Raw genomic sequence first — 18,663 nt, 5'->3', positions numbered from 1 at the left:
AATCCCCCCTATTTTCAGCGTAAATTATATCACGTTTGAAATCCTATTATCTCGAGTGATGTTAAACTGGTCAGACCTCGGTCCGTCCTGAGTGTGATACTATCTTCATTTATGGCTATTATTTCACCCTTGAGCGTTTCATCGTCGGTGCGAACGCAGACTAACTGGCCTTCTTTTTGCATCAAAAGATTTTTCCAAACTCTTGTTAAAGCTTCAGGTTTTTTCGAATAAACTTTCAAAGCTTTGTTGATCTGCCGTAAGATCATGGATAGAACTGAAAGCTTTTTATACTCGACGTTGGTCAAGAGCTTCAGACTAGTAGCCTTCGTATTGAGTTCCTCGGGAATATCGTTGTTTATGTTCATACCGACTCCAACGATCACTGCTACGAGTTTTTCTTCCTTGAAAATAGTTTCGGTGAGTATCCCTGCAAGCTTTTTTCCGTCAGCGTAGATATCATTTGGCCATTTCAATTTTGCATCTATTTTTAGATGTTTCAAAGCTCTCACAATAGAAACAGCACACAACTTGGTGTAAAAATTCGGTTTGACGTTTTTCCTCGGCTTGAAAAGTACAGAAAACCAAAGACCTCCTTCGGGTGAATACCAAGGTCTATTGAATCGACCACGCCCCGCCGTTTGTACATCAGCCACCACCACGGTACCGTGCGGAAAAATATTCCAGTTTTCTTTGAGAAAATCGTTCGTTGAGCTCGTAATCGGTAAATGTATGATTTTTTCACCGATCATTGATACAACATGAACCTCCATGCCAGACTTATTAACAAACCACTCATGGGACTGATCCACCAAGTGTGGTTTGGTCTCTTGATAAAGATTAAGCGGTAGAGAAATGCGATCACAAGTGAGAGAAAAACAAACAACGGCTTTGATGCCATCAAGAAAACAAACACTGCGAGCCTTTCAGAGATTCCATCTATATCTGACATGAATTCATCTTTTGGATAGAAGTTTCTGAAAAAATACGTAATACCAACCGAAACGGAGGACATACCAAGTAAGTAAAGAACAAACTCGCTGGATAAATAAGAACTCCTCAATAGCCTTGAACCAAGCATGTTGAAAAAGAAGGCTAAACCGAGGCCCAAAACCTCAACGAGATCCAATAACCTCTTTTTGGGGTAAAGTTTCACACGTAATACATCAAGTACGGCATGTATAGTAAAAAACACAGCAATTATTAAAATGCCTAGCTTCGAATACAAGAAAACATCGAACGTAAAGGCGAGGATGGCGAAGAACGACCAAAGTATATGGCCTATCAGTTTGGAACCTCTGTAAGTTCTTATCTTTGCATTGTTTGTGAATGCATGGTCAGCGACTACGTGTCCGAGAAAAAGGTGCAAAGGTAACACGCCTGCCACCTCCTGCAGTAAAAATCTTGCTTGAGATTTGCTTCATTTTCTCTATCATGATCTCTAACCAAACACTACTGTAATACTCCACCTCAACTGCACCTTCTGAGATGCTCATTTGGTAGACCTTTTCAAGCTCTTCCACTGTTTTTTGTATCGACCAGTGTTTCTTCACATAAACTTTTCCTTTTAATTTCATTTCATCGGACAACTTCGGATCAGAAAGTAGCAATTCTATTTTGTCGGTGAATTCTTGCAAGTCAACTTCTTTCAATAGGAAAGCACCTTCTCCATCTTTCAGAACATTCGCGACACCCATTTTCGCCACAGCTACCACAGGTGTTCCAGAAGCCAGTGATTCTAGTACCACCAAACCTTGCGTTTCTGTCGTTGAAGCGAAGGTGAAAACGTCAGCTTGTCGATAATAGTTAACTAAAGTTTCTCGAGCTATCGCACCAGTGAAAGTGACTCTATCTTCAATCTCAAGTTGCTTCGCTTCTTCTTCAAGTTGAGTCCTTTCAGGTCCGTCACCAACGAGTATTAGATGCACATCGTTCTTTCTATCCAAAAGGTTTTTGAGTACGTGGAGGAGAAAGGTCACATTCTTTTCCTTCGCTAGTCTCCCAACGTAGAGTAACAGCTTTGTGTTCTTTGATATTCCGTGCCTATGACGCACATCGAAGCTTGGGGACTTTTCAAAGGAATCAACATCGATACCAGTAGGTATCACATGTATGGGCTTGACTATACCATAGCGTACTAACTCTTGCTTGATGTTCTCAGTCGGTGCGATTATATGGTTGACCATGTTGCAGAACCAAGCCGAAAACTCTGCAACACTTTCCTTAGAAGGTGTGAGAGGTTTTGGAATGTAGTGGCGATACTCTACCAAGAGTGTGTGATACGTGTGTACGTGCGGAAGTTTCAAATATTTTTGAGCTGCAAGAGCTCTCAAACCTAGGGCGAATGGAGCATGACTGTGTATAACTTCAACAGCTTTGTTGCGAACGAAATCAAGAACGGGCAACAATCGGCCATTCAAAGGTATCACATGGTTCGATTCATACTTGAATTGACTACTTTTCAATACGAAGATGTCATCACTGTTATCACCAACGGTCGTGACCACATAAACTTGATGGCCTCGTTCTTCCAGCGCTCGTTTGTAGAGAAAGACAGAGGTTGCCACACCATTCCTTTGGGGGATATAGGTTTCAGTGAACATCGCAATTCTCACGTGTTTCACCTCCGAAAAAATGAAAACTCAAAACGATGGTGATGAAAAAACAAACTGTGAAGCCTATTCCCATAAGTATACCAAACTCTTGAAGCAGCTTTCCACGTGCGAGGGAGAAACTCCCAAAGGCAGCTATAGTCGTTGCGATTGAAAGGAAGACAGATCTGAACGTTCTATAAGTGTGAGCTTCTTCGTTTTTCAAAATAGCGTACCTCATGTGAACTAAACCATCAACCCCCAAGCCTAAAAGTAATGGTATCAGTAACAATGTCATGAAAGTAGAGTGAATTTTGAAGAGTACACCGATACCAAACGTCACAAAGATTGATAACAGCACTGCTGTAACGATCAGCAGACTACCCTTCAAGGATCTGGTACCGAACAATAACATGATGAAAATGCCCACTACTGTCAAGAGTGTTAACTGATACATGCTTTTTCTCATGTCTTCCATGATCTTGTAAAGTATGGTGGGTGTTCCGAAAGTTTTGACGCCGTTGGAAGATAGAAAATTTTGTACCGTTTTTAAGTGATTGTTTTTGTATAGATCTTTCACTGTGTCTGTATAAAGCACATACATGATTTGATCATCTTTTTCATAGAAGAAAAGAGGAACGTCCTTTCTAAGTTCATTTAAGATATCAGTTAGATCTTTTGAACTCTTGAGGAGTCTAAGCATGTCAAGTATTTGAGGATACATTCCGATTCTTTTGAAAACGGCCAAAAGGAACGGGTTGTTCACCATTTCACTGAGTTGTGCGTACAAATCGAGCGTACTTTTACCACCATCAAATTTGGAGAATTCTAGTAAGCTCAGCACTGAAAGAGGTGGTATGAAAAGATTTGAATTCCTTAAAAGTTTATCGATCTTGCGCAGCTCTTCCAGGTCCTTTGCTACGACACAAATTTCACCGAACCCTACTCTTTGAAAGCTTTGCTTGAGTTGAGAAAAGGCTAAAGCTGATTCCGCTTTCTCTGCAACGAGTCCAGATGGTGTGTACCAATACTCTTTCAGGTTCAACACTCCAAATGGAATCAGAACAATGAAAATAAAGATCATTACTAGTGCAAATCTTCTAGACTTACCTAGTTGAAAAAGCCACCATAAGAATTTAAGTCTATCTTGCTCTGCGGGACGGATTCTAAACATGAGTATCAAAGATGGCAAGAAAAGCATCATCGTTGAGTAAAAGGATAACATGCCCACTATGGAGAAAGTAGCCATTTGAACGAAAGGTTTAGATAAACCAAAGTACATGGAGGAGAAGGCACCAATGGTCGTCAAAAGAGCCATTAAGCTGGGTTTGAGGAGCTCTGAGAGTGATTCTTTCACACTCTCTTCGATGTTCGCTTGCTTAGAGTATTCACTGATCCTTGTCATGACGTGGATGCCATAATCTATTCCTAAACCGAGAACCATCGCGTTCACGAAAGAGGTAACTATGTTGATTTCACCAACTAGTAAACCTGCTAAACCGAGAGTCAAGCACATACCGACCACCATCGAAAGAAAAAGGCACAAAAGAACGCTGAAACTTCCATATCCTAAATAAACTATCAAGCTAATACCCGTCAATGAAACTACAGAAGTAATCGCAAAATCTCTCTGCACTTGTTTATTTGATTCGTATACACCTGCCGGAGTTCCAGTGAAAGCAAATCTGACACCGGTGGCCTTACTAACGTCTCTCGCTATACCACGCAGATCAGAGATGGCTTGACTGATAGCTTTAACTTCGCTCAAATTCTCCCTCAGTGTGAAATTAATCAAAATTATGTTTCGATCGGGGGATACCAATATGTATTGTTCGATTCCTTTCCTATTAGAATAGTCTTCAGCAAGTTCATATAGCAGCGACAACGAGGTGACAGTTTGCCTCCATTGGGAAAAATCAAGGAAATTGATCTCATTTAGATTCATCGTTTTACTCATTTGCTTCAGAATCTCTGTATCTAGACCTAGAAAACCATATTTTACGAATAGTTCAGGATTGTCCATCTTCAATGTTTCAGCAATATGTCCACTTTCCTCAAAACGTTGTTTGAGAAGTTCTAGAGCTTTCTTAGTTTTATCTACATTTCCCTCAGTGTGGGCGAGTACTATTAAGGTATTCGAGGATAGCTTTTTTGATAAGAAATCTATCTGTTCTTTGTACACTTCGTCGAGCTTATCGGCCAAATTTGTCAAATCGGAATTTATCGAGATTTTCATGATCCCGAAGGATGTGAATAAAGCTGTCAAGAATAAGAAAATGGCGAATAAGATTTTAGAACGTTTCAGCACAAACTTGATTAGAGCCAATGTCTCACCACCAAAAACAACTGACTATAAGCGAAGATCCTCACTGAGAGGATCACTGGATCGTGTTTACTACTCAGTAAAAGAGAGTGGATGAATGCTATCGTAAAGGCAAGACCTCTGGGTAAGTTCAACCAAGAAAGCATCAAAGCATATATTGGAGTGAAAATGTAAGGAAGAGTTACTAGAGGAAAAGAAATGGCGCGTTGAATACCACTACGCATAGCAACTAAACCGCACAGTAAAAACAGATACATCGAGAATGCCACGTTCATTTCGATAAACTTCCAGAAGACGTTGCTTCCAATGAATGTATAGTAGAACTGTCGCCAGAACGAAATTATTACAGTATTAAAAACTATGATCGAGATGGCGAACGACCAAGCATCTTCAATCTTTTGGAAATCGTCTCTCCTTACGAAAATCTTTAAGATTTTCATTTCAGCTCGAGCACCTCAATACCATATTTTGAAGCAAGAATTTTTAGCGATTCCACGTAATCTCTGTCGCTTTTCTCAACATCTATGTAGGGTGGCTCGCCGTTCAAAGCTTGTATCAAAGCCTTTGCGACATCCAAATGACTCGTCAGTATTTGACCTCCTCGCCGTAAAAACACCGAGGCAGAGTATACAAACCTGACATTGTTTTTCTCAAACTCAGCATGAACAATCTTGCTCGTACCTGCCACATCTATCGTTGTTCGACGATCTTTTCTATTCATATCGAAGCGCGAGGCTGTCAGCTCATATTCAGTGAGTCGTTCCAATTTAACGATCGTGGTCATTCGATCGGCGGAAGAAAGAGAAAGACTCGCAGTTGGATATTGTCTCATCTCCATCAATAGATCCATTCTGTGCGCCAATTTTAACAGTAATTGTTGTAAAGGTGAAATCAACACAACCTTTGGAAAAGGTTCTATCTGAATGACTTCCTTCCTTGTTCCAAGTTGAAACTGAACAATTATGGCTACAACAAAGCAAACAGTGAAGCAGATCGCTGCTACCCCAAAAGCTGTCATTTAATCAGCCTCAGCAAAGTTTCTAATCCTTTAGCGATGAATGGGTCTTCTAGATTTACTTCAACAACCTTCTTTGTGTAATCATAAACGAGAGTTTCCCTTGGAACTTCGCTTTCTTCTTGAACCAGCACATCTGGTTCAATACCTGTTCTGTGAATATCCTTCCCTGAGGGTGTCATGTACCTGGCTGTTGTTAGATAGAGAGTACCACCGTTTGCTAGAGGGAAACCCGTTTGAACTGAGCCTTTTCCGAACGTTTTCTGACCAACGATCTTGGCCAATCCGTGGTCTTTCAATGCTCCTGTGACTATCTCTGAGGCAGATGCAGATCCTTTGTTCACTAAAACTACCACAGGAACATTCGGATATCTGTTGCCCTTGGATTCATAAACCTCCTCCACACCGTAAGCGTTTCTCGTTTTCACGATTACCCCTTTGTCTATGAAATAACTTGCAACGTCTATGGCACTGTTCAAATAGCCTCCTGGATTGTTCCTGAGATCTAGTAAAATACCTTGCACGCCTTTTTGAAAGATTTCATCCAAAGCTGCAGCCATTTCTTGTGAGGTTTTCGCACCAAAGCGTGTTATCATCACGTAGCCAACTCGTCCCTTTGCAGTCTCAATATAAGCATGTTTGACTGGGATGATTTGGATGACCTCCCTCACAATCTCAAATGTCAATAATTCTTTCACACCCTCTCGAAGGACTTTTATTCTCACTTTCGTTCCAGGTTGGCCCCTTAACTTTCGAACAGCTTCCATATACTCCATCTCGCTCACTGGTTGATCGTCTATGGAAACGATCCTGTCTCCTGGTTTCAATCCAACTCGCCATGCTGGTGTTCCGTACATGGGTGCTATAACCTTGACAGCCTTATACTCACTATCGTATGTCACTTCTATACCAAGGCCACCGTATTGTCCTTCCATCTCAATCTGTTTTTCTTCAACTTGTTCAGGTCCTTCATAGTAAGAAAAATCATCACCTAAACCTTTCACAAGGCCATCGATCGCTGAATTGATGATTTTGTTCAGATCGATACTATCTCTTTCGTAGTAGGCGTTCAAAATATATGAGAGGGTTTGGTAGAAAGGCGTTAAAGCTTTGTCAACATCCCTTGGGCTGATAGCTCCACTCAAAAACCAACTGGTGAGGACAACTACAACGGCAATACCAATCACCACAAGCAGGTTTTTCCTCATATCAATCCCTCCAGTCGTTCACAACTTTGCGAGCAAATATCATGTAAGTGGTGTGTGCAACCATTCTGTCGAATGGTCTGAGTCTCGATGGCACAGTCTTGTACTGCCTGAACAAACTTTCCCAAACCTCCACACCAACGAACGGAAATTTGGAGATCTCTTCAAGTACGAGTTGTACTTGGTTCGTCGTAGGAGATACGATCGCAAGGTTTCCAGACCCGACCAGTGCTTCATAACATTGGCGAATGTAATTCCATGGATCTGGTACATCTAGAAAAATCGCATCAGCTGTCTCATCGAAACCTTGTGATATGTCCCGAAGTTTGATTTCTACTCTACTGATCAAACCCCATTTCGTTAAGTTTTCTTCGGCAAGTTTTTTGAAATCTTCTCTCTTTTCGTAAGCATAAATTTTACCTGTCTCACCAACGGCACGCGCTAAGGCTGCGCACATTGCTCCACTGCCAACACCCGCATCTATGATCTTCATACCTTCGTGTACATCCAGCATCAACAGTATGTAACCTATATCTTTAGGATAGACTATTTGTGTCTGCCTTTTCATTCTGTAAATCTCATCTACAAGGCGAGGTTTCATGATGTAGAATCGTTTCCCAGTGTGGGTTTGACATGAACTACCATAACTTTTGCCTGTAATATCACTCAAATTTATCACACCGTTGTGTGTTTGAAGCTTTCCTTCCTGAATTTTAAAGAGAAAAGACCTTCCATCCTCAAACATTGCTAAGACTCTGTCTCCAACTCGAACTCGTTCCACGTCATTCACCCTCCACTGGCCAGCGTGCCCAGAAATGTCTTGCGAATCCGAATCTTACATCCACCATGTTGACTAGAACATCTCCCCTCGAGCCATCGAGTAAGAAGTATATCGCATCTATTCCTGGAAAATTTTCGAAAATGGTTCTCAAAAGTTGATGTACGAAAAAACGTTCCTGAGTGAAATCAAAAGTTGCAAGGGCAGTTCTCTTCAAATCAATGACAAGGTATCTTTCAACAAAGAAATAGGCTCTCAATGAGTCTTTTGGAACGAAACTCTTTAAACCGATCGGTGGTGAGGATAGTTTGTCGAAGATCGCTTTCACAACGTCACTACCTCGTTGTATCTCCTCACGAACAACGACAGGTCTAAACTGTTCATCTAGATAGAACAAAACCAATTGCGTTGCCAAGCTTGAGAGAGACAAAAGCATCAACATGAAGAAGACCATGTTTTTCCTCACTTTAAAAGCTCCTCCAAAAAATCCTTAACTTGAGCAATGATTGCTTCATCTTCTATCAACAACAACATCGTGGTTGTTTGGGGTGGTAGAACGATCAGGGGACAGATTTCAAGTTTGAATGAAAATTTCTCACGCAGCTTTTCTGCAATCCTTCTCAATTCAGCATAAACTGGCCAGTCGGTACCATCATACTCAGGAGCATACGGTCTGATAATGATTCTACCATCTCCATGGGTGTACAGAATGGTCAGCTCGTTCTGAACGAAAAGAGCGTTTTCATTCAGCGCTACGATTCGTACTTTAGATGGTGCCAAGCTTTTTCCCAAAACCAAGCGAAGAAGTCCTTTCAACTCGATTTCTTGCTTTATTGATTCATTTGGTTCTCGGTTAAATTTAGTCACAGTTTGACCAGGTTCGTACAACGTGTTGTTGTAGAAAACATACCCACGGCTTTCGAGAAATATGCTTTCTCCATCTTGCTTCACTTCGATTTTCCTCTCCCCACCATAAGTGATATCGATAATATCTTGGATTTTCTGAACTTCGTAAATCCACATGTTGGGTAATATCAAACGGTTCTCTCGAAGAACGAATGGTAGTCCAAAAGTCTTCAGTACTTCGATCAAATTAACACCAGAACTGCGTTTTGTAACACCATCCAAATTCACAAATCCCGCAGATGAGTCAAAGCCAACCGTGTGCCCATTCCAGATGAGATAATTGAAACTACCTACGCTTCCAACCGTGGGCACTTCAAAATTCATGCGTTCAAAATAGGATCGTATGAGTTCTACAAATTTATCCCACTTCAGTAGAGAATCTCCACTGGAGGTAAAGATGAGCTGATCTCCGACATAGATTTCTACAGCGAAAGTTAAAATGAACACCAGCACTAAGGTTAAAAAGATCAAAATTTTTCTCAATACTTGAATGCACTCCTTCCAATGAACTCTCTCAAGATAGATGTTCTTGGAATGTCTTCCAGATTAGTTATGGGTAAAAAATAGTCTAGCAGTTTCATGAGTCTCAGAGCTTCAGTGTATTCTCTCTCTTCTGGTGATACTTGGACCAACAACTGTTCAGCAAAGATCTTCAAAACTGCCCACTCGTAAACTATAGCAGAATTAAACATAACATCGGCTTCTTCCTGAAACGGAAAAATGTATTTTTCTTCGCCTTTTCTGACACTTGGCCACATTTTCAAAGTATCCGTGGCGGAATGACCTCTGAATTTGTAATCTCTTATGATCCTTCTCAAGAGACGTGTATCAGTTGTGGTTATCCTATTATGAGGGTCAAGATTCAATTGTGTAAGGGCACTGACATATATCTTGAACTTCATTGATCTGTCCACACTCGATGTTAATTTTTCATTCAAGCCATGGATACCTTCGATCACTATGGGTTGATTCCTTTCGAGCTTGATTTTTTGACCGCTCCAAATACGTCTTCCGAGTTTGAAATCGAATTTAGGAAGTTCTACTTCCCTGCCCTCTATGAGCATTGAAAGATGCTCGTTGAACAACTTCAAATCTATTGCTTCTAGAGATTCAAAATCGTAATTACCCTCTTCGTCTCTTGGAGTTAATTCTCTATCGACGAAGTAATCGTCGAGAGATATCACCAGAGGTTTAAAACCGTGAACGCGTAACTGAACTAACAGTCTTTTAGCAAAGGTGGTTTTACCAGACGAGGATGGACCTGCAATGAGTATCAACCTTGCGCCGCTGTTTGCAAATTGCTCGGCTATTTGAGAGATTTTCTTTTCGTGGAGTGCCTCATTGATGATCATCAGCTCAGCTACTTCTCGTTCACCTCTAGAGATAATTTCGTTCAAGTCCGCAACGGTTCTAACACCTATGACATCAAGCCAACGAGCGTATTCGTAGAAAACAGAGGAAAGTTTTACTAAGGGCTTTGGGCGGCTCACTGTGAGCGGATCTTTCTGATCCGGTAGAACCAACAAAAATCCTTCACTTTCTTTCACCAAATCGAACCATTTGAGTACACCGGTACTTGGTGGCATGTAACCATAGTAATAATCGTAGTGATCACCACATTTATAGAGTTTAATGGTTTTTTTCTTCCTGAACCTGAAGAGTCTGATCCTGTCTCTATCATTGTGCTGAGTGAATATTTTGAAGGCTTCATCTTTGTAATACTCACCTTTTTCGAATATCAAATCATGTGCTACTATTTGATTCATCCTGGCTTTGATCCACTGAATCTCTTCCTCAGAGAGCGGATGGGGTATGCCATCACATCTCAACTCGCAATAGAGTGCGTTGTCTAAGGAATGTAAAACCCACAACTCACAGTTCGGATATCTTTCTTTGAGCGCCATGTTCAAAACGAACAGAACACCTCTTTGGTATATCCGCAAGCCATCGAGGCAGCGCAAATCTATGAATTCAACCGTTCCACCACGTTCAAGCGGCCGCGTGAGCTCAACAATTGTGTTGTCCAGTCGCGCGGCAACTATAGGAGTATCATGATATTTCCAACACCTTTTTGCATATTCCAAAAGTTTTTCACCAGCCGGTACACGTAATTCTTCATTTGTGTCTAAAATCTTGAGCAGAATTTCTTTCAACCTTCTCACCCCACTTGAATGTTTTCACGGCCGGTGATAGAATTATATCACGGTGAAAGTTGGGGCGTCGCCAAGCTGGTAAGGCATCGGACTTTGGATCCGACATTCGGAGGTTCGAATCCTCCCGCCCCAGCCAAAAAGTGGGCCGTACAGGCCCACCTATTCTTTTTGCTCCGATGATTTCTTCATTTCTTCCAGTTCTTTCACGGCTGCTTCGAAATCTATGTAGTTAGGGTTCAATTTCCTCAGTTGGTCTAGATAGAATTTTGCGGAGGTGGCGTCTTTTAATTCTTTTGATAGATCGTAAAGATTATAGCAAGCGCTCGCACGCAAATCTGTAGCCACCGAGGTGTCCAACATGATGGAAGCCAAGCCCGCTTCTATCTCGAGTATGTTTTGTAGTAAAACCTGAGGTCCAGTGATAGCAATATAGGGTTTTATCGAAGAATAGAGCAGTGTGAAGTAATTGTATTTAACTTGTGTGTTGCCCCTATCAATTTCATACATTCTTCGAGCTACATGTAAAGAAGATGGATACTGTTCATACAGGTATCGTACCAAAACTTCTCTTTTCTTCTTGATGGTTCCATCGATATTGCCATCGAAGTCTTGTATTTTTTCCACAAGGGTTACGTAAGCACTTTTGAGTGTGTCAGGAACGTCGGGAGATATTTCAACACTTTCGGAGAATATCTTCTTTGAAAGTTCTTCTTCGAGTTTGAGTAACTCAGATTGGGTGGCAGCTTGATTGATCCTGTCCCATGTAGATAGAACTTCATTGACTATGCGGAGCTCCACCTTTTTACTCTCAACATAGCTTTCATACCATTTTTCTAGAGCCTGATTGCGGAGCGTTGATCGTTCCGTTTCGTAAAAATCACTCAGTGCAAAACTGGCGAAGTCTTTCACAATAGTGGCTTCTTTTACTTCGGCTACAATCCATGTGTCTGAAAGCTTGAACGGTCCTACAATACTGCCGGGAGTTGCAGAAAATATCTTTTCGTCGACTTCTTTATCGAACAAACCTCTGCGTAAGTTCGATAAAGGGGTAGTTTGAACGTTCATTTTGCTTGCGGCTTGATCGAAGTTCATGTTTGATAAGAGTGAAATGAATTTCTTTGCCTCGTTTTCTTTCTCAAACCAAGCTAATTTCACGTTCGCAGTGTCGTACTTAATTTTGATATCCTCCAAATGTTCTTCAAAGTACTTTTTCATCTCTTCCTCACTCACGTTTGCTACCTTGTTCTTTACTTTCTCTAGAGTCAAGGTTTTCTCTATGGATGGTCTAAGCGTCTTGTCCAGATAATTATCAACACTTCCGTAACGCTGTTTTATGTACTGTACAAGCGTCTGATTTTTGTTTATTTCTGTCCTATACTCTTTAAGTTTATCTTCGATCTCCTTTTTAGTAGGCAACAGTTTGTTCTCTTTCGCGTACAAAAGTATCGCTCGTTCTTTCAAGATCTCTTTAAGCAGATAAGCTTTTTGTTCAGGCTCTTCGAACAACGCATCCAAAGCGGATAAGGAATAGCCTGAAAGGAAGTTCGCATACTCCATATCGAGTTCATAAGTCGACACGCGAGCTATTGAGTCTTTTGGTATCTGTCCATTGATCGCCACGTAACCCACTGCTTCTACTTCAGTTGTGGGATTTCTAGAGCGGCCAGAAATGTAACTTGCCACCGACCACCAAGCGATGCCTGCGACGAAAGAAATTGCCAAAGTCCAAACGATAACATTTTGCCACTTCTTGAACCAGTTTCTCATGATTCAGCACTCCTTTCACCGTTATCGAAAGCCTCATCCAAATTTTGACTGACTAGTGGAAATGGGATAACGTCTCTTATGGACGGTGCGTTAGTCAAAAGCATGGTCAGCCTGTCAATGCCTATGCCCAATCCACCTGTTGGAGGCATTCCATATTCTAATGACCTTATGAAGTCTAGGTCCATGCGGTGAGCTTCCTTATCACCAGCTTCGAGAAGTTTTGCCTGAACTAAGAAGCGTTCTAGTTGCTCCTGGGGGTCATTCAATTCGCTGAAAGCGTTGCCTAATTCCATACCACAGATGATAGGCTCAAAACGCTCGGTGAGGCGAGGGTCATCTCTGTGCCTTTTCGCAAGTGGCGAAATTTCAACGGGGTGATCCATCAAGAAAGTGGGTTGCACCACCTGGTCCTCGACTAAATCCCAGAGTTTTTCAATCATCTTGCTCTTCGTTTTGAGTTCTGGTTCGATCCCACGATCTTTGAGGTATTGAAAAATTTTTTCTTCACTATCTTCAAGTATATCGATACCCAGTTTCTCCTTTATGAATTCATGCATCCTGATGCGTTTCCAGGGAGGAGTGAAGTCGATTTCAATCCCTTGGTAAGTGAGTTTGTAAGTTCCGAAGAGATGTAAAACCAGCTGTGAGATCATCTGCTCAGTCAGTTCCATCATGTCTTTGTAATCTGCGTAGGCTTGGTAGATTTCTATCGATGTGAATTCTGGACTGTGTTTGTAAGAGATTCCCTCATTTCTAAAATTTTTACCTATCTCGAAAACTTTTTCGAATCCGCCGACGATGTAACGCTTCAAATGCAACTCTGGTGCGATTCTTAAGTATACATCACAGTCGAGTGCTTCAAGTCTTGTCACAAAAGGTCTAGCGGTACCACCACCGGGTATGAAATTCAATATGGGTGTCTCAACTTCGATGAAACCTCTTTCCATGAGAAATTGACGTATGAATGCTATCGCCCTGTATCGTATTTTGAAGCGCTCTATGGTATCTTCATTCGCAATCATATCGACGTACCTTTGTCTGTATGCCATTTCTTTATCCCTAAGTCCATGCCATTTCTCAGGCAAAGGTCTTAGAGCTTTACACAACAACTGAAATTCTTCTGCAAAGATTGTCAATTCACCTGTTTTACTCCTGAATGGAAACCCTTTGATTCCAACTATGTCGCCTGCATCTACGTATTTCTTAAAAAATTCGTAGGCACTCTCACCAACTGAATCTTGCCTTATGTAAGCTTGGATCTTTCCATCGAAATCTTTCAGAGTGAAAAAGCAGGATTTACCGTGCAGTCTTATGGTCATCACACGTCCTGCTGTAGAAATCTTTTCGTTTTCCAAAGCTTCTGAAGGATTTAGATGGCTAAATCTTTCGCGTATCTGAGCACTAGAACAAGCTTTATCGAATCTGTAAGGATAGGGATTGATGCCAATCTTACGGAGCTCATTTACTTTTTGCAACTTTTGATTTCGGATCTCCCAACTCACAGGATCACCTCATTCCGTTGTTATGCGCACTATTTCATATCTCACCTGTCCTGAAGGTGTTTTGAGGCGAACTATTTCGCCTATTTTCTTTCCAATGATCACCCTTCCCACGGGCGAATCAACGCTCACCTTGTTCGAGAATATGTCCGATTCTTGCGGGTTTACCAATCTGATGGTTCTTTCCTCACCTGTGTTGAGATTCCTTATCACGACCCACGAGCCAATAGAAACTGTATCTGATTCCGTCGCTTCTATGATCTCAGCATTGTTGAGTATCTGTTCTAGTTCAGCAATCCTACTACCGATCCTTCCTTGTTCGTTCTTTGCTTCATCGTATTCAGTGTTTTCTGTCAAATCACCCAACTCTCTTGCTTCTTTTATGCGTTGGGATATTTCATACATGAGCTTTTGCCTCAAACTATCCAGTTCTCGTTTGAGCGCATCATAACCTTCCCTCGTCAGTTTGATGACATTCTTCTTCATGATCTTCCCTCCCCGTTCCTTTTCAATTCTCTCACTATTTCCATGAACTGATCTATTTCCCTAAAATCTTTGTAAACAGATGCGAACCTCACGTAGGCAACTTGATCTATGTTCTTAAGCTTCTCCATCACCAATTCTCCTATAACCTTTGACGGGACTTCAGTGTAACCCATTTTTTGTATCGTAAGTTCCACTTCCTCCACCAGCTTTTCGAGGGTCTCGTACGGTATAGGCCTTTTTTCACACGCTTTTAAAACACCGTTCAACACTTTCTTTCTATCGAAGGTTTCCCTTCGACCATCCTTCTTGACAACGATTATGGGAAGTAGTTCGTAACGTTCGTACGTTGTGAAACGAGCACCACATTCGAGACACTCCCTCCTACGCCTTATCGCGGTACCATCTAACGTGGGTCTTGAGTCAAGAACTCGGCTATCTGGATAGCCGCAGTACGGGCATTTCATTTTCTTGACCTCTCAAATAAACTTCTTGCGATGCTCAGAATTTTTTTCATTCGTGAGTAAACCATTGATTTGCTCATCTTTGGCGTCATCAGTTCGCCCAGCTCTCTCAAACTTAGATCCTCATTCTCCAACCTCAATTTGGCTAGCTGTTTTAACTCTTCATCCAACGAATCTATACCTATCACTTCTTCTATGATATGCAAAGCCTTCAACTGTTCGGCAGTGCTTCTACCTATTCTATCAGCGTTAGCAGAAATGAAGTTCATACTTCTGTTAACATCAGATGCAATTGAACGTTGCTGTATGAGTTCCTCAATGTGGTTGGCAGCCTCAATGGCACCCATCAAGTGTAGCACCTCAACGACATCTTGAGCTCGCCTGAGAGAAAGCCTGTAAGCGTGTCTTAACTTCCAAATCTTTGGTTCCATAGCTAGACTCTCTTTCAAAATCTTTGACAATTCTTTCAAGAATTCTCCATCGTGGTATGTAAGCTCCCAATGGTATGTCCGAGATGGATTCAAGATGGAACCACAACCAAGATAAAAACCTCTCAAAAATGCGCCAAAAATGGCAGGATCTTTAAACCTCGTGATATTTTCCCACAGTACCTCCCCCGCACCGATTTTCTCTAAGAAATCTGTTCCAAAGCTCACTTGAACTCCTTTCATAGGCCACAGTCCTTTCGTTGAAGTAACCACCATTTGGTAATCCTTCACAGACAGCGTCTTGAGAAGTTTCAAAAATCTCCTAGTAGTTTGAATATTTGGCAGCCTCACTAAAACTTCCACACTTGATTGAGAGATGTTCAAAGATCCCCTGGCTTTGATGAACCCGTAAATTTCATTCATTGCTTGTTCTGAATCTTCTACAAATAAGGAGCAAAGTTCATTTCGAACCAATTCGGAAAAACTGATTTCACTTTTCACTGAAAGATCGCTCCCCCAACAGATTCGTTAAGATCTTAGCTGTTATAACAGGGTTATGCCTGGCTTTGGGTCTTGGATCACTCGGTTCGTAAGTGATTTCCAGAAGGTCATAAAAGAGATATCTCTTATCCACATGACCGCGCGGCAGAACAGGTTCTGCACACTGTTTTGCATAGGACAACAACACATCTTTAGGTGGTAAGGTGTTATTGGCAACCACGTAATCTAATTCAGTTTTTAGATATTTCTCGATCTCTGAAACGTGGTCTTCCAGACTGAAACCTATCGTCTCTCCTGGCTGTGTCATGATGTTGGCTATGTAAATTTTCTTGGCCTTTTTGTTATCACAAATACTTTCAGCAACACCCTCCACCAGTAGGTTCGTTATCACACTTGTGTACAGACTCCCAGGTCCAAGTAGAACAGCATCCGCTTGAGAAATTTCTCTAATCACTTCTTCCAATGCTTGTACTTTCTTGTCGAGTCGAACTGAGACGATTCTTGCGTCGACTTTCTTAGAAATTTCAGTTTCTCCTACGACAACGGATCCATCGCTGTAGAATGCTACAAGTCGGATGAGTTGCTCGCAAACTGGTAAAACCTTTCCTTCTATGGCGAGTATATCGCACGCATGCCTCACAGCCTTGGCAAAACTTCCGGTCATCATCGTCAACGCTGCGAGTATTATGTTGCCGACGCTGTGTTGCGAAAGGCTTCCGTTCGTTGAAAATCTGTAAGAAAAAAGTCTACTCATAAGGCTCTCATCTCTTGCAAGCGCTATGATGTTGTTTCGTACATCTCCAGGTGGTGGCACGTTCAATTCTTGTCTGATCTTGCCGGAACTACCACCTTCGTCCGTGACAGCAACTATTGCGGTCAATTCCAAACCTTTGTTCTTCAAGCCACGGAGGATCGTCGAAAGACCCGTTCCTCCACCTATGGCAATCACTTTCATTTGTTCACATCCCGATGTTCGATGTGAACTTCAAATTCCTTGGAAAGTTTCTCAGCCAGTTTTTCGGCGACATAGACGGATCTGTGTCGTCCCCCAGTGCATCCGATTGAAACTGTTATGCCAGCCCTACCAACCTTTTTGTACTCTTCTGCAGCGGTTTTTATCATGCTGGCAGCATGTTGAATATATTCGGCTATTTTCTCATGAGATTCAAAAAAGCTTTTGATTCTCTCATCCCTTCCATCAAGTGGCGCAAGATCCGGACAATAGTACGGATTCGGCATAAACCTTGTATCCAGTACAAAATCTGTATCCACTGGTAAACCATATTTGAAACCAAAGCTTCTCAGCCTTATTAAAAAAATCCTTTGAACTGACAGCAAACAACTTACTTTTTCACGCAAAGATTGTACGTCCATCTCAGTTGTATCTATGATGAGGGACATATTTCTTATCTCTTGAAGTAAATCTCTTTCGAGATCTATTGCTTCAGAAAGGCTAACCTTTCCCTCAAGCGGATGCTTCCTGCGAGTGATAGAGAACCTTCTGATCAATTCTTCTTTGGAAGCTTCAAGGAAGAGTACTGTAACCGATTCTCCATAGCTTTGTAGTAATTTCTTGACGGCTTCGGTTAAATCACCAAACTGTGCGCTCCTGACATCTAAGACCAAAGCTATCCTGTCTATGGAAGAGCTCATTACGATAGCCATGAAATCGTTCAGCAATGCTGGAGGAAGGTTATCTATGCAGAAAAAGCCCATATCTTCAAGGATCTTTATAACTGTACTTTTACCAGCACCGGAAAGTCCTGACACAATAAGTATTTTTTTCACTTCGCAGATTCACCCCAGAGGACCTTCTCGATACTGTAAGGAACACCAATGAGATGTTCGTATCTTTTGATTTTCTTGTGAAAATCTCCATCATCACCTGTAACGTAAAGTTTCACGTGTGCTTCTTGGTTTGAGCTCGTTGGAAGAATCCTCACGAGTTTTTCTGCTAAGAGTGCAGCCGGATCGAGTACGGGTATATTTTCAAAAAGTTCTTGAAAGATATGCTTAACTATTGGAAAGTGTGTACAACCAAGGATGACAGCTTCCACTTTCGCTCTCATCAAAGGTTGAATGCTTCCAGCGATGATATTTCTGATCTCGTTATCTTGAGCGCAAGATTCGATCGCTGCAACCAAAGCTTGACATGGTTGCTGAATTGCTTCGATGCCAATAGCACACAGTTTTTCAAGATAAACGCTACTTTTTACTGTGGCTTCCGTTGCTAATATGCCAACTTTCTTAAATCCATAGGGAAAATCAAAATCGAGTATCCCAAAAAATCTATCCCCAAGATTGGTTCCTGAAATCTTCAATGCTGCTTGAGCTGTGTTGCAAGCTGAGACTACAACATCTGCATCTTTCTCGAGCAAGAAATCAATACATTCCAACGCAATTTTCCTGATTTCCTCGACGCTTTTCGTCCCAAATGGTGCTCGAGCTGTATCGGCAAGGTATAAGTATTCGAACTTCAATCCATGCGCCAAAAACTGGTGCAAAACTGTGAGTCCACCCACTCCGGAATCAAACAAGCCCAATTTCAATCTC

General features: G+C 41.6%; 19 protein-coding genes and 1 tRNA gene. 1 reads left to right on the top strand and 19 read right to left on the bottom strand.

All coding sequences use genetic code 11. From position 1 onward, the window contains the following. Positions 1 to 29: 29 nt before the first annotated feature. The 11 genes from NZ875_02970 to NZ875_02920 are packed head-to-tail and all read right to left on the bottom strand — an operon-like array spanning position 30 to position 10,977. A complete protein-coding gene (locus NZ875_02970; GenBank protein MCS7174697.1) occupies positions 30 to 749 on the bottom strand; it encodes a biotin--[acetyl-CoA-carboxylase] ligase in 720 nt (239 codons plus the stop codon). Next, positions 746 to 1,375 carry a hypothetical protein gene (locus NZ875_02965; GenBank protein ID MCS7174696.1) on the bottom strand — a complete coding sequence of 210 codons (630 nt, stop codon included), beginning with the start codon at positions 1,373 to 1,375 and terminating at the stop codon, positions 746 to 748. The genes NZ875_02970 and NZ875_02965 overlap by 4 nt, the downstream gene beginning before the upstream one ends. Further along, entirely contained in the window at positions 1,335 to 2,612 is a 1,278-nt protein-coding gene (locus NZ875_02960) for a glycosyltransferase family 4 protein (GenBank protein ID MCS7174695.1), read from the bottom strand. The genes NZ875_02965 and NZ875_02960 overlap by 41 nt, the downstream gene beginning before the upstream one ends. Further along, positions 2,590 to 4,914: an MMPL family transporter gene (locus NZ875_02955; GenBank protein ID MCS7174694.1), complete on the bottom strand. Its 2,325-nt coding sequence runs from the start codon at positions 4,912 to 4,914 to the stop codon at positions 2,590 to 2,592. The genes NZ875_02960 and NZ875_02955 overlap by 23 nt, the downstream gene beginning before the upstream one ends. Next, positions 4,905 to 5,351 carry a hypothetical protein gene (locus NZ875_02950; GenBank protein ID MCS7174693.1) on the bottom strand — a complete coding sequence of 149 codons (447 nt, stop codon included), beginning with the start codon at positions 5,349 to 5,351 and terminating at the stop codon, positions 4,905 to 4,907. The genes NZ875_02955 and NZ875_02950 overlap by 10 nt, the downstream gene beginning before the upstream one ends. Beyond that, positions 5,348 to 5,929 (bottom strand): hypothetical protein, encoded by a 582-nt coding sequence (locus NZ875_02945; protein MCS7174692.1) that lies wholly within the window; start codon positions 5,927 to 5,929, stop codon positions 5,348 to 5,350. The genes NZ875_02950 and NZ875_02945 overlap by 4 nt, the downstream gene beginning before the upstream one ends. Further along, positions 5,926 to 7,134, bottom strand: a complete 1,209-nt coding sequence (locus tag NZ875_02940) for a S41 family peptidase (protein ID MCS7174691.1) — start codon at positions 7,132 to 7,134, stop codon at positions 5,926 to 5,928. Before NZ875_02940 ends, NZ875_02945 begins: the two co-directional genes overlap by 4 nt. 1 nt (position 7,135) lies before the next feature. Beyond that, positions 7,136 to 7,876, bottom strand: coding sequence for a tRNA (adenine-N1)-methyltransferase (locus NZ875_02935; GenBank protein ID MCS7174690.1), 741 nt, complete (start codon positions 7,874 to 7,876; stop codon positions 7,136 to 7,138). A gap of 37 nt (positions 7,877 to 7,913) precedes the next feature. After that, the gene (locus NZ875_02930; GenBank protein MCS7174689.1) at positions 7,914 to 8,375 is read right to left on the bottom strand and encodes a GerMN domain-containing protein; all 462 of its coding nucleotides are present in this window, start codon (positions 8,373 to 8,375) and stop codon (positions 7,914 to 7,916) included. Then, complete coding sequence (locus NZ875_02925; GenBank protein MCS7174688.1) at positions 8,372 to 9,268, bottom strand: DUF4941 domain-containing protein; 897 nt, start codon at positions 9,266 to 9,268, stop codon at positions 8,372 to 8,374. The genes NZ875_02930 and NZ875_02925 overlap by 4 nt, the downstream gene beginning before the upstream one ends. A gap of 26 nt (positions 9,269 to 9,294) precedes the next feature. After that, entirely contained in the window at positions 9,295 to 10,977 is a 1,683-nt protein-coding gene (locus tag NZ875_02920) for a nucleoside kinase (protein MCS7174687.1), read from the bottom strand. Between the two features lie 51 nt (positions 10,978 to 11,028). On the opposite strand from NZ875_02920, the gene NZ875_02915 reads away from it, so the two are divergent. Continuing rightward, positions 11,029 to 11,104, top strand: a tRNA-Gln gene (locus NZ875_02915). Between the two features lie 23 nt (positions 11,105 to 11,127). On the opposite strand, the gene NZ875_02910 is transcribed toward NZ875_02915, so the two are convergent. The 8 genes from NZ875_02910 to NZ875_02875 are packed head-to-tail and all read right to left on the bottom strand — an operon-like array spanning position 11,128 to position 18,659. After that, entirely contained in the window at positions 11,128 to 12,735 is a 1,608-nt protein-coding gene (locus NZ875_02910) for a hypothetical protein (protein ID MCS7174686.1), read from the bottom strand. After that, complete coding sequence (gene lysS, locus NZ875_02905) at positions 12,732 to 14,237, bottom strand: lysine--tRNA ligase (GenBank protein ID MCS7174685.1); 1,506 nt, start codon at positions 14,235 to 14,237, stop codon at positions 12,732 to 12,734. Before lysS ends, NZ875_02910 begins: the two co-directional genes overlap by 4 nt. A 9-nt stretch (positions 14,238 to 14,246) precedes the next feature. Further along, on the bottom strand, positions 14,247 to 14,720 hold the full coding sequence (greA, locus tag NZ875_02900; GenBank protein ID MCS7174684.1) for a transcription elongation factor GreA: 474 nt from the start codon (positions 14,718 to 14,720) through the stop codon (positions 14,247 to 14,249). Further along, a complete protein-coding gene (nrdR, locus tag NZ875_02895; GenBank protein ID MCS7174683.1) occupies positions 14,717 to 15,184 on the bottom strand; it encodes a transcriptional regulator NrdR in 468 nt (155 codons plus the stop codon). Before nrdR ends, greA begins: the two co-directional genes overlap by 4 nt. Next, a complete protein-coding gene (gene whiA, locus NZ875_02890; protein MCS7174682.1) occupies positions 15,181 to 16,110 on the bottom strand; it encodes a DNA-binding protein WhiA in 930 nt (309 codons plus the stop codon). The genes nrdR and whiA overlap by 4 nt, the downstream gene beginning before the upstream one ends. Further along, complete coding sequence (locus NZ875_02885; protein ID MCS7174681.1) at positions 16,100 to 17,065, bottom strand: YvcK family protein; 966 nt, start codon at positions 17,063 to 17,065, stop codon at positions 16,100 to 16,102. Before NZ875_02885 ends, whiA begins: the two co-directional genes overlap by 11 nt. After that, positions 17,062 to 17,898 (bottom strand): RNase adapter RapZ, encoded by an 837-nt coding sequence (gene rapZ / locus NZ875_02880; protein ID MCS7174680.1) that lies wholly within the window; start codon positions 17,896 to 17,898, stop codon positions 17,062 to 17,064. The genes NZ875_02885 and rapZ overlap by 4 nt, the downstream gene beginning before the upstream one ends. After that, the gene (locus tag NZ875_02875; GenBank protein ID MCS7174679.1) at positions 17,895 to 18,659 is read right to left on the bottom strand and encodes an aspartate/glutamate racemase family protein; all 765 of its coding nucleotides are present in this window, start codon (positions 18,657 to 18,659) and stop codon (positions 17,895 to 17,897) included. The genes rapZ and NZ875_02875 overlap by 4 nt, the downstream gene beginning before the upstream one ends. Between the last annotated feature and the right edge of the window lie 4 nt (positions 18,660 to 18,663).

The sequence above is a fragment of the Pseudothermotoga sp. genome, from assembly GCA_025060105.1.
Classification (GTDB): Bacteria; Thermotogota; Thermotogae; order Thermotogales; family DSM-5069; genus Pseudothermotoga_A.
The sequence above is the reverse complement of the archived record's forward strand: the minus strand, read 5'-3'. Positions and strand labels throughout refer to the sequence as shown.